The 12,864-nt window shown below is 66.3% G+C and carries 8 protein-coding genes and 3 pseudogenes; 6 read left to right on the top strand and 5 right to left on the bottom strand.

The genetic code is table 11. The features are described from left to right. Positions 1 to 6: 6 nt before the first annotated feature. Together nuoM and nuoN are read left to right on the top strand one after the other, a co-directional pair. Entirely contained in the window at positions 7 to 1,533 is a 1,527-nt protein-coding gene (gene nuoM, locus ACFPU0_RS03315; protein ID WP_377691362.1) for an NADH-quinone oxidoreductase subunit M, read from the top strand. 7 nt (positions 1,534 to 1,540) lie between these two features. After that, entirely contained in the window at positions 1,541 to 3,004 is a 1,464-nt protein-coding gene (gene nuoN / locus ACFPU0_RS03310; RefSeq protein WP_377691361.1) for an NADH-quinone oxidoreductase subunit NuoN, read from the top strand. 80 nt (positions 3,005 to 3,084) lie between these two features. On the opposite strand, the pseudogene ACFPU0_RS03305 reads toward nuoN, so the two are convergent. From ACFPU0_RS03305 to ACFPU0_RS03290, 4 genes and pseudogenes are all read right to left on the bottom strand, one after another. Then, a pseudogene (locus tag ACFPU0_RS03305) lies at positions 3,085 to 3,680 on the bottom strand (AI-2E family transporter). Positions 3,681 to 3,836: 156 nt separating this feature from the next. After that, positions 3,837 to 4,940, bottom strand: coding sequence for a methyl-accepting chemotaxis protein (locus ACFPU0_RS03300; protein WP_377691423.1), 1,104 nt, complete (start codon positions 4,938 to 4,940; stop codon positions 3,837 to 3,839). 57 nt (positions 4,941 to 4,997) lie between these two features. Continuing rightward, positions 4,998 to 5,345, bottom strand: a pseudogene (locus ACFPU0_RS03295) (cache domain-containing protein); the annotation flags it as partial. Positions 5,346 to 5,644: 299 nt separating this feature from the next. After that, complete coding sequence (locus ACFPU0_RS03290; RefSeq protein WP_377691360.1) at positions 5,645 to 6,961, bottom strand: Na+/H+ antiporter family protein; 1,317 nt, start codon at positions 6,959 to 6,961, stop codon at positions 5,645 to 5,647. Positions 6,962 to 7,170: 209 nt separating this feature from the next. Between ACFPU0_RS03290 and ACFPU0_RS03285 the strand changes: the two are divergent. From ACFPU0_RS03285 to ACFPU0_RS03275, 3 genes and pseudogenes are all read left to right on the top strand, one after another. Next, a pseudogene (locus tag ACFPU0_RS03285) lies at positions 7,171 to 8,490 on the top strand (HAMP domain-containing protein); the annotation flags it as partial. 102 nt (positions 8,491 to 8,592) lie between these two features. Then, on the top strand, positions 8,593 to 9,348 hold the full coding sequence (locus ACFPU0_RS03280; protein ID WP_377691422.1) for a methyl-accepting chemotaxis protein: 756 nt from the start codon (positions 8,593 to 8,595) through the stop codon (positions 9,346 to 9,348). 176 nt (positions 9,349 to 9,524) lie between these two features. Continuing rightward, a complete protein-coding gene (locus tag ACFPU0_RS03275; protein ID WP_377691359.1) occupies positions 9,525 to 10,121 on the top strand; it encodes an NADPH-dependent FMN reductase in 597 nt (198 codons plus the stop codon). Between the two features lie 102 nt (positions 10,122 to 10,223). Here the strand turns inward: ACFPU0_RS03275 and ACFPU0_RS03270 are convergent, their stop codons facing one another. After that, positions 10,224 to 11,498 (bottom strand): sigma-54-dependent transcriptional regulator, encoded by a 1,275-nt coding sequence (locus ACFPU0_RS03270; protein WP_377691421.1) that lies wholly within the window; start codon positions 11,496 to 11,498, stop codon positions 10,224 to 10,226. Positions 11,499 to 11,733: 235 nt separating this feature from the next. Between ACFPU0_RS03270 and ACFPU0_RS03265 the strand changes: the two genes are divergently transcribed. Next, positions 11,734 to 12,831, top strand: coding sequence for a peptidase C39 family protein (locus ACFPU0_RS03265; protein WP_377691358.1), 1,098 nt, complete (start codon positions 11,734 to 11,736; stop codon positions 12,829 to 12,831). Positions 12,832 to 12,864: the final 33 nt, after the last annotated feature.

Raw genomic sequence — 12,864 nt, 5'->3', positions numbered from 1 at the left:
CCCGTCATGATTCTGCCCTGGCTAATCCTGATTCCCTTCATCGGCGGCCTGCTCTGCTGGCAGGGTGAGCGCTTCGGCACCACCCTGCCCCGCTGGATCGCCCTGCTGACCATGTCCCTGCTGTTCGTCCTCGGCCTCTGGCTGTGGGCGACCGGCGACTTCACCCTGGCCCCCGCACCCGGCACCGATCCGGTGTGGGCGGAAGAATTCAAGGTGCAGTGGATCGAGCGTTTCGGCATCACCATCCACCTGGCCCTGGACGGCGTCTCCATCCTGATGATCGTCCTCACCGGCCTGCTCGGTGTGCTGTCGGTGCTCTGCTCCTGGCGCGAGATCCAGAACCGCGTCGGCTTCTTCCACCTCAACCTGATGTGGATCCTCGGCGGCGTGGTCGGCGTATTCCTCGCCATCGACCTGTTCCTGTTCTTCTTCTTCTGGGAAATGATGCTGGTGCCGATGTACTTCCTCATCGCGCTCTGGGGTCATAGCGGCAGCAAGGGCAAGACCCGCATCAACGCCGCCACCAAGTTCTTCATCTACACCCAGTTCAGCGGCCTGATCATGCTGGTGGCCATCCTCGGCCTGGTGCTGGTGAACTACAGCAACACCGGCGTGCTCACCTTCAACTACGCCGACCTGTTGAAGGCCCAGCTCGCCCCGGGCACCGAGTACCTGCTGATGCTCGGTTTCTTCGCCGCCTTCGCGGTGAAGTTCCCGGTGGTGCCGGTGCACTCCTGGCTGCCCGACGCCCACGCCCAGGCCCCGACCGCGGGCTCCGTGGACCTCGCCGGCATCCTGCTGAAGACCGCCGCCTACGGCATGATCCGCTTCGCCCTGCCGCTGTTCCCCAACGCCTCGGCCGAGTTCGCCCCCATCGCCCACTGGCTCGGCGTGTTCGCCATCGTCTACGGCGCCCTGCTGTCCTTCGCCCAGACCGACATCAAGCGCCTGGTGGCCTACTCCAGCGTGTCCCACATGGGCTTCGTGCTGATCGCCATCTACTCCGGCAGCCAGATCGCCATGCAGGGCGCGGTGATCCAGATGATCGCCCACGGCCTCTCCGCCGCCGCACTCTTTATCCTGTGCGGCCAGCTCTATGAGCGCCTGCACACCCGCGACTTCCGCGAGATGGGCGGCATCTGGGGCCGCATGCCCTACCTGCCGGGGATCAGCCTGTTCTTCGCCACCGCCGCCCTGGGCCTGCCCGGCACCGGCAACTTCGTCGGCGAGTTCCTGATCCTGGTCGGCGCCTTCCAGCAAGTGCCCTGGGTCGCCGTGCTGGCCTCCACCGGCCTGGTGTTCGGCTCCGTCTACGCGCTGATCATGATCCACCGTGCCTACTTCGGCCCGTCCAGGGCCGAGGCCGTCTACGAAGGCCTGCGGACCCGCGAGCTGATCATGGTCCTGGGCCTGGCCGGGCTGCTGATCCTGCTCGGCATCTACCCGCAACCGGTGCTGGATACCTCCGCTGCGACCATGCATGGCGTGCACCAGTGGCTGGACTCCGCCGTCAATCAACTCGCTGCCCGGTAAGTAGGTTATGGAATTCACGACTCAACACCTGATCGCCCTGCTACCGCTGCTGGTCACCTGCGCCACCATTGTCGTGGTCATGCTGGCCATCGCCTGGAAGCGGCACCACTCCTGGACCTTCGGCCTCTCGGTCATAGGTCTGAACCTGGCCCTGGTTTCCATCCTCCCAGCCCTCAAGGTCGCCCCGCTGGAGGTGACCCCGCTGATGATGGTGGACAACTTCGGCGCCTATTACATGGCCCTGGTCCTGGCGGGCACGCTGGCCTGCGTCACCCTGATCCACGCCTACCTGGGCGGTGAATCGGGCAAGGGCTACCCGGGCAACCGCGAAGAAATGTACCTGCTGATCCTGCTGTCCGCCGCCGGCGGACTGGTGCTGGTCACCGCGCAGCACCTGGCCGGCCTGTTCATCGGCCTGGAACTGCTCTCGGTGCCGATCTACGGCCTGGTGGCGTACGCCTTCTTCAACAAGCGCTCCCTGGAAGCCGGCATCAAGTACATGGTGCTGTCCGCCGCCGGTTCCGCCTTCCTGCTGTTCGGCATGGCCCTGCTCTACGCCGAGGCCGGCAGCCTGAGCTTCAGCCAGCTGGCCGCCGCCGGTACCTCCGGCGTACTGTCGCAACTGGGCATCGGCATGATGCTGATCGGCCTGGCGTTCAAGCTGTCCCTGGTGCCCTTCCACCTCTGGACCCCGGACGTGTACGAAGGCGCCCCGGCGCCGGTGGCGGCCTTCCTGGCCACCGCCAGCAAGGTCGCCGTATTCGCCGTGCTGCTGCGTCTGTACCAGCTGTCCCCGGCCACCGCCGGCGGCTGGCTGAACGACCTGCTGACCGTGATCGCCATCGCCTCCATCCTCTTCGGCAACCTGCTGGCCCTGGTGCAGAACAACATCAAGCGTCTGCTCGGCTATTCCTCCATCGCCCACTTCGGCTACCTGCTGGTGGCGCTGATCGCGAGCAAGGGCCTGGCGGTGGAAGCCATCGGCGTCTACCTGGCCACCTACGTGCTGACCAGCCTCGGCGCCTTCGGCGTGGTGACCCTGATGTCCACCCCCTACAGCGGCCGTGACTGCGACGCCCTGTACGAGTACCGCGGCCTGTTCTGGCGCCGTCCGTACCTGACCGCCGTGCTCACCGTGATGATGCTGTCGCTGGCCGGCATCCCGCTCACCGCAGGCTTCATCGGCAAGTTCTTCGTCATCGCCGCCGGTGTCGAATCCGGCCTCTGGTGGCTGCTGGGCGCCCTGGTGCTGGGCAGCGCCATCGGTATCTTCTACTACCTGCGCGTCATGGTGACCCTGTTCCTGGTGGAACCGAACCTGCGCCGCCACGATGCCGAACTGCATTGGGCCCAGCGCGCCGGCGGCATCATGCTGCTGTTCGTCGCCCTGCTGGCCTTCTTCCTCGGTGTCTACCCGCAGCCGCTGCTGGACCTGGTCCAGCACTCCGGCCTGGTGGCAATCGCCAACTGAAGCGGAACCCGAGCAACGAAAAACCCGGCCAAGCGCCGGGTTTTTTGTGGGCGGGTGTTTTCCAAGGGCACGCCGGTGCCTCACGGCGGCAATTGCACCTTGCCGCGCATCTCGGTGAACAGGTCCCAGCTGGCCATGAAAAGCGCTGCGATCAGCGGACCGATGACGAAGCCGTTGAGGCCGAACAGCGCCAGTCCTACGCCTTTCCAGATTTCTCCCTCGATCACGAAAAACAGCGCTACCGGCCCCCAGATCATCCCGGCGCCCACCAGCGGCAACAAGGAGAGGAAGGCCATCATCACGCCCCAGAACACCGGACTGGGAATGCCCAGCCCCCAGAACACCACGCCGCCGAGCATCCCCTGGCAACCGGCGACCACCAGGTTGCCCTTCGCCGTGGCCCGCACCACCCGATCGCCGGCAGCACCGCCACCACCAGGCAGGTGGACAGGGTGATGACCGCCGACAGATTGCCGCGCCCGCCCAGGCGCAACGCCAGGTCCCGCTGCAATGGGCTGAAGATCACCGCCAGCACCACCGCCCAGAAGACGGCGCCGTAGAGCGGCAGCAGTATCCAGCCGAAGGCCAGGGATACCACCACCAGCAGCAGCAGCAGCAGCAGCAGCAGCAGCAGCAGGACCAGCGTGCGCGTTTCCAGTTGGCGCTGAGAAGCCATGGCGGGGCCGCGGGCTGTAGAGGACCTACAGGGTTAGTCCGCGGGGGGCTGGGGAAAGTGCGAAGTGTTTTCGGGACCCGCAGAAGCATGTAGGAGCGAGCTCTGCTCGCGAAGCTGTTGGCGAGCAGAGCTCGCTCCTGCAAAGGGAGCCGCCGATCAGATGCGGAACTGCCTCACCAGGGCACCCAGGCCGTCACCCAGACGCGACAGGTTGCGGGCGGTTTCGGCGCCTTGGCGGGTTTCCTGGGCCACGCTGTCCACCGCCACGGCGATCTGGTGCACGCTGCGGTTGATCTCCTCGGCCACGGCGGTCTGCTCCTCGGCGGCGCTGGCGATCTGCGCGTTCATGGCATTGATGGTGCCGATCAGTCCGGCGATGGCATCCAGCGAAGCACCGGCCTGGTTGGCCTGGGTGCTGGTGGTCTCGCCGGCATCGCTGGAGCGGCGCATGGCGGTGACCGCCTCCTGGGTGCCCTGCTGCAGCCGGTCGATCATGCCCTGGATTTCCTGGGTGCTCTGCTGGGTGCGGCTGGCCAGGGCACGCACCTCGTCCGCCACCACGGCGAAGCCGCGCCCGGCCTCGCCGGCACGGGCCGCCTCGATGGCGGCATTGAGCGCCAGCAGGTTGGTCTGCTCGGCAATGGAGCGGATCACGCCGAGAACGCTGACGATGGACTGCACGTCCTGCTGCAGGCTGTCCAGGGACAGACCGCTGCTGCGGATATCCCCCACCAGGGCGTGGATGCGGCTGATGCTGCCATCCACCACCAGCTTGGCCGCCTGCCCTTCCTGGTCGGTCTGCTGGGCGGCCTCGGCCGCGCCCTGGGCGCTCCGCGCCACTTCATGGGCGGCGGCGGACATCTCGTTGATGGCCGTGGCCACCTGGTCGGTCTCTTGGCGCTGGCGCTCCATGGCCTGCTCGGAACGCTGCGCCTGGGCCGCCACTTCACCCACCAGGCCGGTGAGCTGGCCGGTCATGTCGACGATCTGGCGCACCAGGCCGTGGATCTTCTCGACGAAGCGATTGAAGGAAGCGGCCAGCTCGCCGAGTTCGTCGTGGCTGTTGACCACCAGGCGGCGGGTCAGGTCGCCCTCCCCTGCGGCGATGTCGTCGAGGTTGGCCTTGATCCGCTGCAGCGGGCTCACCAGGGCATTGGCCAGCCCCAGGCCGATTGCGCCGAAGACCACCAGCAGCACGGCGGCGATCGCCAGTACGCTGGTGACTATGGTGCTGACGCGGGCATCGATTTCACCCTCCACCTTGGCGAGCTCGGCATCCACGCCATCCAGGTTCACCGCCGTGCCCAGGGCCATGTCCCACTTGGCCAGGTAGTAGCTGTAGGCGAGCTTGGGTACTTGCACACTCTCGTTGCCCGGCAACGACGAGCTGTACTCGACGTAATGGGAACCATCCCTGGCCACCGCCACCAGCCGGTCGTTCACCGCCACGCCGTTGGGGTCCTTGCGGCCGGTGAAGCTCTTGCCCACGTCCACCGCGCTGTCGCCGCGGAACAGGCGCACCACCTGGGAGTCGTAGCCGAAGAAATAGCCATCCTTGCCGTACTTGATCTTCGACAGGATGGCGATGGCCTGGTCGCGGCTGGCGGTGTCGCCGGGGGCGGCGGCGTCATGCAGCGCCTGGACCGAACCCAGGGCGATCTGCATGTAGCTCTGCAGTTGCTGGCGGCTTTCCTGGAGCAGGCGCTCGCGGGTGTTCTTCACCTCGTCCGCGGCCAGGCTGTGCAGCACCTGGGCGAGGGCGCCGGACAGCACCAGGGCGAAGAGGATCACCGGCACCAGGGCCAGCAGCAGGACTTTGGTCTTCAGGGTCAAACGCATCGAGCGCTCCTCGGAATGCTGGGCAGGGAAAGCCGGACGGGGTTGCCGTTGTATCGGCAACCCCGCCCGGAGCTTAAGTGACCCACTGGTCGAAATGATGAAGGCGCAGCCTGTGCCGACGCGACTCAGAGGACCATCGCCGCGACCCAGCCAAAGGCCAGCAGCGGCAGGTTGTAGTGCAGGAAGGTGGGCACTACGGTGTCCCAGATATGGTTGTGCTGGCCGTCCACATTCAGCCCCGCGGTCGGGCCCAGGGTGGAGTCGGAAGCCGGCGAGCCGGCATCGCCCAGGGCGCCGGCGGTGCCGACTATGCTGACGATGGCCAGCGGGCTGAAGCCCAGTTGTACGCACAGCGGCACGAAGATGGCGGCGATGATAGGCACGGTGGAGAAGGACGAACCGATGCCCATGGTCACCAGCAGGCCCACCAGCAGCATCAGCAGCGCGCCGAGGGCCTTGCTATGGCCGATCAGGCCGGCCGAGGCATCCACCAGGGTCGCCACCTGGCCGGTGGCGCGCATGACTTCGGCGAAGCCGGAGGCGGCGATCATGATGAAGCCGATCATGGCCATCATCTTCATGCCCTCGGTGAAAAGGTCGTCGGCCTCCCTCCAGCGCACCACGCCCGACAGCGAGAAGATCACGAAGCCCAGCAGCGCGCCGATGATCATCGAATCCAGCCACAGCTGCATCGCGAAGGCCACCAGAATGGCCACGCCGGCCACCCCCAGGCTCATCGGGTTGTAGGCCACGCTCACCTGCTCGGCCTGGGCGATGCGCTCCAGGTCATAGCTGCGTTTGCGGCGATAGCTGAAGAGCGCGACCAGCAGGCCGGACACCATGCCCAGGGCCGGTATCAACATGGCCTCGGTGACGTTCACGCCGGTAACGTCGACGCCACTTTTCACCACATTCGCCAGCAGGATCTCATTCAGGAAGATATTGCCGAAGCCCACCGGCAGGAACATGTAGGGCGTGATCAGGCCGAAGGTGATCACACAGGCGATCAACCGGCGATCGATGCACAGCCGCGTCAGTACATATAGAAGAGGCGGTACCAGCAAGGGGATGAAGGCGATGTGGATCGGCAGGATGTTCTGCGAGGAGATCGCCACGCACAGCAGCAGCGCGACCAGCAGCCATTTCAGCGCATTGCCGCCGTTGGCTTCCTGGCGCCCGACCAGGGCCAGGGCCTTGTCCGCCAGGGCGTGGGCCAGGCCGGAACGGGCGATGGCCACGGCGAACGCGCCCAGCAGCGCGTAGGACAGCGCAACGGTGGCGCCGCCGCCGAGTCCCTTGTTGAAGGCCGCCAGGGAACCCTCGATACCCAGGCCGCCGACCACTCCGCCCACCAGCGCACCGACGATCAGCGCCACCACCACATGCACCCGGCACAGGCTGAGGACCAGCATGATCCCCACCGCCGCCACTACCGCATTCATCGCTTCTCCTCTGGTTTCCAGACCACGCCAGCCGCGGGCTCGCCGCGAAAAAAAGCGCGCACTCTGCCGAAAGCCGGGGCCCCTGTCAAAAGCGTTCGGAATATTGACCAGACTGTGCACAATTCTTGCCTGCAAATTGCGCCCTCGTGCATTCCGCACGGCTTTTCGTCGCCGGCGCGTCAAGAAGTCGCCCCCAACGCCGACAACGAATGAAGTTCCGACGAGACAGAAGGAAGCCCTCCATGCCGTTCAATCGCTTGTCCATTCAGTGGAAGATCACCCTGCTGGCCGGCCTCTGCCTGTTGGCCATAGTGACCCTCCTGGTCGGATCGGCCCTCTATCAGTCCGCGCGCAGCGCCAGCCTGGTGAAGGCCGACAGCAGCCGCATGCTCGAGCAGAGCGCGCGCCTGCGCCTGCAGGCGCGTGCGGAACTGCAGGCGATCCGCATCCAGCGCTATTTCATGGACAACTACCAGTACGGCAAGGGCTTCTCACGCCAGGTCATGTTCCTCAAGGAACAGGCGGAAAAGCGCTTCCTCGACGCCTTCGACCTGCGCGAGGACCTGACCCGCCAGGTCCGCACCAGCCTGGAGGCCAATCCGGACATCCTCGGCCTCTACCTGGTCTTCGAACCCAACGCCCTGGATGGCAAGGACGAACTCTTCGAGGGCCAGCCCGAGCTCGGCAGCAACGACAAGGGCCGTTTTTCCCTCTACTGGGCGCAACCCACTCCCGGCAAGCTGGAGTCCGAGTCGATGAACGAGGAGATGCTCGCCGACAGCAGCGCCGGCCCCAGCGGCGCGCCCTACAACGCGTGGTACACCTGCCCGATGAAGACCGGCCAGGCCTGCGTGCTGGACCCCTACTTCGATAATGTCGGCGACCGCCAGGTACTGATGACCAGCATTGCCTTCCCGCTGCAGCTCAACGGCAAGACGGTGGGCGTCATGGGCCTGGATATCAGCCTGGAAAGCCTGCAACAGCTGAGCGTCGCCGGTAACCGCGAGCTGTACGACGGCAACGGCCATGTCAGCATCCTCAGCCCGGCCGGCCTGCTCGCCGGCCACAGCCGCGACGCCGGCCTGCTCAGCGCCAAGCTGGACAAGGCCTTTGGCGACAAGGCCGGCGAACTGGCCGGCAACCTCCAGGCCGGCAAGGCCGTGGAACTGGCGCACGAGGGCATGCTGCGGGTGATGCAGCCGTTCAAGCCGATTCCCACCGCGGCGCCCTGGAGCGTGCTGCTGGAAATGCCGGAGAAAGTCCTGCTCGCCCCGGCCCTGGAGCTGGACGCCAAGCTCGATTCGCAGAACCGGACCGCCAACCTGACCGGCCTGCTGATCGGCCTGGTCGCGGGCATCGCCGGCCTGCTGCTGGTGTGGCTCACCGCCCGTGGCGTGACCCGCCCCATCCTCGGCGTCGCCGGCATGCTCAAGGACATCGCCAGCGGTGAAGGCGACCTCACCCGCCGCCTGGATTACGCCCGCGCGGACGAGCTGGGTGAGCTGGCCGGCTGGTTCAACCGCTTCCTCGACAAGCTGCAGCCGGTCATCGCCGACGTGAAACGCTCGGTGCAGGACGCCCGCGGCACCGCCGACCAGTCCGCCGCCATCGCCAGCCAGACCAGCGCCGGCATGCAGCAGCAATACCGCGAAGTGGACCAGGTGGCCACCGCCTCCAACGAGATGAGCGCCACCGCCCAGGACGTCGCCCGCAGCGCCGCCCAGGCCGCCGAAGCCGCCCGTGGCGCCGACCACGCCACCCGCGAGGGCCTTGGCGTGATCGGCCGCACCACCAGCGCCATCGAGCAACTGGCCAGCGAGATGAGTGCCGCCATGGAAGAAGTGCAGGCCCTGGCCAGCAGCAGCGAGCAGATCGGCTCGGTGCTGGAAGTGATCCGCGCCATCGCCGAACAGACCAACCTGCTGGCGCTCAACGCCGCCATCGAGGCGGCCCGCGCCGGCGAGGCCGGGCGTGGCTTCGCCGTGGTGGCCGATGAAGTGCGCAACCTGGCCAAGCGCACCCAGGACTCGGTGGAGGAAATCCGCCAGGTGATCGAAGGCCTGCAGCACGGCACCCGCGAGGTGGTCGGCTCGATGCACAGCAGCCACCGCCAGGCCCAGGGCAGCGTGGAGCAGGTGGAGCAGGCGGTGGCTGCGCTGCAACGGATCGGCGACGCGGTGACGGTGATCACCGACATGAACCTGCAGATCGCCTCGGCGGCCGAAGAGCAGAGCGCGGTGGCCGAGGAGATCAACCGCAACGTGGCGGCGATCCGCGACGTCACCGAATCCCTCTCCGGCCAGGCCGAGGAATCGGCCCAGGTCAGCCAGGCCCTCAATCGCCTGGCCAACCACCAGCAGGGGTTGATGGACCAGTTCCGGGCGTAGCTGTGGGATTCGCGCAAGCGGGCTCGCGTGCTTTCCTGTAGGGGCGGATTCATTCGCCAAGGGCAGCGCAGCTGCCCCCTGGAATACCCGGGCGCGCCGTACTTCCCTCACCCCCGCCCTTGCCGAGCCGCAACCGCCCAGCTAGCCTGCCCGCGGTCTCAACAAGGAACCCCAAGATGCTGAACATCGTCCTGATCGCCGGCTCCAGCCGCGCCAACAGCCAATCGGGCAAGGTCGCCCGCTTCATCCGCCAGCGCCTGATCGACCTCGACAAAGCCAGTCCCAGCTCCTGCAGCATCATCGACCTCGGCCAGGGCCCGCTGCCCCTGTGGCCGGCCGAGGACACCGGCCCCTGGACCGACTACCAGCAGCAGCTGCGCGATGCCGATGCGGTGGTGGTGATCGCCCCCGAGTGGAACGGCATGGCCTGCCCGGCCATCAAGAACTTCTTCATCTACGCCAGCAAGGCCGAACTGGCCCACAAACCGGGCCTGCTGGTAGGCGTCTCCTCCGGCATCGGTGGCGGCTACCCCATCAGCGAACTGCGTGCCTCCAGCTACAAGAACTGCCGCCTCTGCTACCTGCCGGAGCACCTGATCGTCCGCGGCGTGGAGAAAGTGCTGAACGAAGTCGACCCGGTGAACGAAGACGACCAGCGCATCCGCGCCCGCATGGATTACGACCTGGATATCCTCGCCCGCTACGCCGAGGCCCTGAAGCCGGTGCGCGCGGCCATCGACATGAGCATCCCGGCGTTCGCCAACGGGATGTAACTAGCACGCTCCTGTAGGGGCGAATTCATTCGCCAAGGGCAGCGCAGCTGCCCCCTCGGTTTCCGAGGGCAATCCTTCGGACTGCTTGGCAAATGACTTCCCCTACAGCAACTGATGCTTGTGCAACAGCCGATAGAAAGTCGGTCGCGACACCCCCAGCACCTTGGCCGCATGGCTGAGGTTGCTGCTGTAGTGGGCCAGGGCATCGCAGAGTGCCTGGTACTCCGCCCGCCGCTTGTAATCCTCCAGCGTTCCCAGCGGGGTTCCGTCCGCCGGCACACTCTGCAATCCCAGGTCACTCGCCTCGATCTGCCCGCTTTCAGCCAGGGCGTAGCCACGCCTCACGCGGCTGGCCAGCTCGCGCACATTGCCGGGCCAGCGATGGCGGGCCATGGCCGCCAGGGCTTCCTCGCTGAAGTGGCTGGACCGGCGTCCGGCCTCCAGGCTGTAGAGGTCGGCGAAGTAGTTGGCCAGCAGGGCGATATCCCCCTGGCGCTTGCGCAGTGGCGTCATCACCAGCCGATACGGCTCCAGCCATTGCCGCAAGCCCGGGTCGAAACGCCCCTCTCCCACCAGCTCACTCAGATCTTCCCGGGTGGACGCCAGGATTCGCACATCCAGGGGCACCACTTCGCCGTCGGCGTGATGCAGCGCCTTGCTCCGCAGGCAGGCGAGCAGGCGTTGCTGGTGGACCAGGGGCAGTTCATGGATGGCGTCGAGGAACAGGGTGCCGCCATTGGCCGAGGCCAGTTTGCCCTGATGGCCGAACAATAGATTGCCGGTTTCCAGCTCCGGCAGGACGCCGCAGTTGAAACTTACGAAGGGCTCTCCCACCCGTCGCGACATCCGGTGCAGGGTGCGCGCCACCAGTTCCTTGCCGCTGCCGCTTTCGCCGCAGATCAGTACCGGCTTGTCGCTCGGTCCCAGGCGCATCAGTTGCTTGCGCAGGTCCCGCAGCGGCCGGCTCTGGCCAAGCAACTCATGCTGGTCGCCACGGCGGGTACCGATACCGCGCAGGCGGGCGATGCCAAAGGCACGGCCGAGCAGGCCCTGTAGACGAGGCAGGTCCACCGGCAGGGCAAGGGCATCGAAGAACCATTCGCCAATGAACTCATCGACACCGGAATGCGATTCCGCGAAAGGATCGATCAGGGCGATCCACTCGGTGCCGCTGCGGCTGATCAGGTGCTTCACCCCTTCCGGGTGTTCCAGGTGGTCGACGCGCAGGCGCAGCAGGCCGATGTCATAGCTCGCCGCCAGGGCCTGGTCCAGACTCTGACTGGAGACTGTCCAGCCGGCCTCCACCAAAAATGGCAGGAACTGCCGGCAATGGTCGCAAGGGTCGACCACCAGTAGACGTCGTGGTGCGGAGGAGATGAGTTCCAAGAAGTGCACTCCTTGACGTCAAAAATTTGATTTATCAATAAAAACAATGGGTTGAACCAGCTACCTGTAACGCTAGCAAGAACCTTGACGCGCCATGGAACGTTTCTCTATAGACCCGATTCCCATTCGGGATTAAATCGGGCGGCCAACCCCCGCAAGCGTCTCGACAGCCTTTCAATCCGGGCCAATACTCGTGCGATTCATTCCCTGCCTTGCGGGGCCTGCCATGAACCTCCTGTTGCGTCCCGCCACGCTCGACGATCTGTCGGCACTGGTGGACCTCGAAAACCGTAGTTTCGAGCCGCCCCGCCTCGGCCGGCAGCAGTTGCGCTGGATGCTGGTAGAAGCCAATGCCAGCCTGAAGGTCGCGGAGGGTGACGGCCAGATCCTCGGCTACACCCTGGCGCTGTTCCGCCAGGACAGCACCCTCGCCCGGCTGCATACCATCGCCACCGACCCGCGCGCCCGAGGCAACGGCATCGGCCAGCGCCTGCTGGAGGCGGCCGAGGCCAGCGCCCGCGAACACCAGTGCGCCTACCTGCGATTGGAGGTCTGTCCGGAAAACCGTCAGGCCGTGGCGCTGTTCGAGCGCAATGGCTACAGCAGCCTGGGCCTGTTGGCGGATTTCTTCCCCGATCACCGCGATGCCCTGCGCCTGGAAAAGCGCGTGGTCTGCCACCCGCAGGCGCTGCAACGGCACGTGCCCTACTACCATCAGACCACCGAGTTCACCTGCGGCCCGGCCTGCCTGCTGATGGCCATGGGCGCCCTGGATGGCTCCATTCCGGGCAACCACCAGGACGAACTGCGTCTCTGGCGCGAGGCCAGCAGCGTGCACATGCCCGGCGGGCATGGCGGTTGCGGCCCCCATGGACTGGCCCTGGCGGCCTGGCGACGGGGTTACCGGGTCAGGCTGCACCTGAGTCACCAGGGCCCCTTGTTCCTCGACGAGGTGCGCAACGCCGGCAAGCGCGAGGTGATCCTCCAGGCCCACGAGGACTTCTGCAGTGCGTTGCAGAGCACCGATATCGAACAGCACCTCAGCGACGAACTGGACGTGGCCCCGCTGCTGGAAGCCGGCGGCCAGCCGCTGGTGCTGGTGGACGGACATCGACGCAGTCGCAGCCGGGCGCCCCACTGGGTGCTGGTCACCGACTACGACCGCGCCTTCATCTACCTCCACGACCCGAATGCCGAACGCAGCCTGCAGAGACGGCCGCAGGACTGCCAGCACGTGCCCGTCACCCACCAGGAGTTCGAGCGCATCAGCCGTTTCGGCCGGGCCAAGCAGCGCGCCGCCGTGGTGCTCTATCCAAGGTCTTAGCGCATTTGCGTAATAGCACCTTGCCAATACCCC

Origin of the sequence: Pseudomonas sp. GCM10022186 (assembly GCF_042656385.1) — a bacterium.
Classification (GTDB): Bacteria; Pseudomonadota; Gammaproteobacteria; order Pseudomonadales; family Pseudomonadaceae; genus Metapseudomonas.
Note: the sequence above shows the minus strand (reverse complement) of the source record. Positions and strands in the feature narration are given on the sequence as shown.

Coding starts and splice junctions, on each gene's coding strand:
- nuoM (WP_377691362.1), top strand. CDS start 7: ATGATTCTGCCCTGGCTAATCCTGATTCCCTTCATCGGCGGCCTGCTC.
- nuoN (WP_377691361.1), top strand. CDS start 1,541: ATGGAATTCACGACTCAACACCTGATCGCCCTGCTACCGCTGCTGGTC.
- ACFPU0_RS03290 (WP_377691360.1), bottom strand. CDS start 6,961: ATGAATGCGGTAGTGGCGGCGGTGGGGATCATGCTGGTCCTCAGCCTG.
- ACFPU0_RS03280 (WP_377691422.1), top strand. CDS start 8,593: ATGCAGCAGCAATACCGCGAAGTGGACCAGGTGGCCACCGCCTCCAAC.
- ACFPU0_RS03275 (WP_377691359.1), top strand. CDS start 9,525: ATGCTGAACATCGTCCTGATCGCCGGCTCCAGCCGCGCCAACAGCCAA.
- ACFPU0_RS03265 (WP_377691358.1), top strand. CDS start 11,734: ATGAACCTCCTGTTGCGTCCCGCCACGCTCGACGATCTGTCGGCACTG.